This is a genomic window from Pedobacter sp. HMWF019 (assembly GCF_003061025.1).
Taxonomy (GTDB): domain Bacteria; phylum Bacteroidota; class Bacteroidia; order Sphingobacteriales; family Sphingobacteriaceae; genus Pedobacter.
Genome location: NZ_QAIL01000460.1, coordinates 1 through 1,560, shown reverse-complemented (window position 1 = coordinate 1,560; position 1,560 = coordinate 1). Strand labels below are relative to the sequence as shown.

The window sequence follows — 1,560 nt, the reverse complement described above, 5'->3', positions numbered from 1 at the left end:
CGTTCCAATAACATTATGCTGCTGCCGATTAAGTTGATTACGAGCGATAATCTTGCTATGGGGACACCTAAATTACTGCTGGAGAGTATTTATATTGGTGTGATTTTTAGCTTGTTCCTTTTCAATATCTTTTTGTTCTTTAGCCTTGGAGATAAAACTTATCTATATTATAGTCTCTATATTTTTAGCCTTTTCTTTTATGTTGTTCTCTACTTAAAGGGTTATAGTTATCTATTTGGCGATCAATTTAGAATAGCGCTTAATACTTATCCACATATTTTTCATTCTTTTTCTGCAATTACAGCTGTCCTTTTTTCCAGAAAGTTCCTGAATTTGAAATATACTGCGCCTTCCTGGATAAGGTGGTATAACGTTGTTTTTGCATTCTGTGTCGTAGAGTTTTTGATCAGTATATTGGGATTTAAATCTCTGGGCGCATCTTATGCGCAAGTGCTTGGAGTTGTGAATACAATTATGCTGATGGCAGCGGGAATAATGCTTTGGCTTAAAGGATATAAATCTGCTAAGTATTATATTGGTGCATGGGCATTAATGTCATTGACGATTATGGCTTTCACTTTTAGTCTTGCAGGAATGTTTAGGACCAGTGATTTTACATTTAATCTTTTGCCATTAGGCTCTACCGTAGAGCTTCTTCTTTTGGCCTTTGCATTGGGAGACCGTTACCGTGATCTGATCAGAAGTGAACGGAAAACAAAGGACGAAAATCTTAGGATTGTAAGGGTGCATAATGAAGAACTAGAGAAGGTAGTGGCCGAAAGAACGATACAACTTCATCAAAGTATTGATAAATTAGAAGCTTCCAATGCGGTAAAAAACAAACTCTTCTCTATTGTTGCTCATGATTTGAGAAGTCCTTTTAATAGTTTGGTGAGCATCTTTACGTTAAACGATATGGATATGCTTAGTCTTGATGAGCTCAAGCACTTGCTGAATGCCAGTCGTAAAAATATTGACGTGATCCATCATACCCTTGATAATCTTTTATATTGGGCCAGAAACCAGATGGATTCCTCGGGAAGCTTCTTTTCTGTTTTTGATCTTAACCGTGCTACTGATACATTACTGCATGTTTATCAGCCACTTGCTTTAAATAAATCTATAGTGCTCAAGATGGAGGATACGGAAGTACCTGAGGTTTATGCAGACCGAAACCAGGTGTTGCTTATTTTACGCAATCTGATAGATAACGCCATTAAATTTACTCTTCCCGGAGGTTGTATTCGGATTGATTTGAAAAAGGAAGGGAATGAGGTTAGGGTTAGTGTAAGTAATCCTGCGATTGATCCCGGAAGATTAAACCTGGATACGCTGCGTTGGCCAAATATTCAGGCAAGTACACCTGGAACAGCAAATGAAAGGGGGATTGGTTTAGGTTTACAGCTTTGCCATGAATTTGCGAAAGCCAATGGACGAAAACTGGATGTGCAACTTAGAGGAGAAAACATCGAGTTTTATTTTTTCTTAAAAATAGGAAGTAGCATTGGCATATAAAAAAAGAGGGTGTATTTATAGATTATAATACACCCTCTCTAATAT

The 1,560-nt window shown here is 37.2% G+C and carries 1 protein-coding gene; it reads left to right on the top strand.

Going from position 1 to position 1,560, the window contains the following annotated elements:
• A partial coding sequence (locus DBR11_RS24300) for a sensor histidine kinase (RefSeq protein ID WP_233260887.1) occupies positions 1-1,515 on the top strand: 1,515 nt, incomplete at its 5' end.
• Positions 1,516-1,560 lie beyond the last annotated feature (45 nt).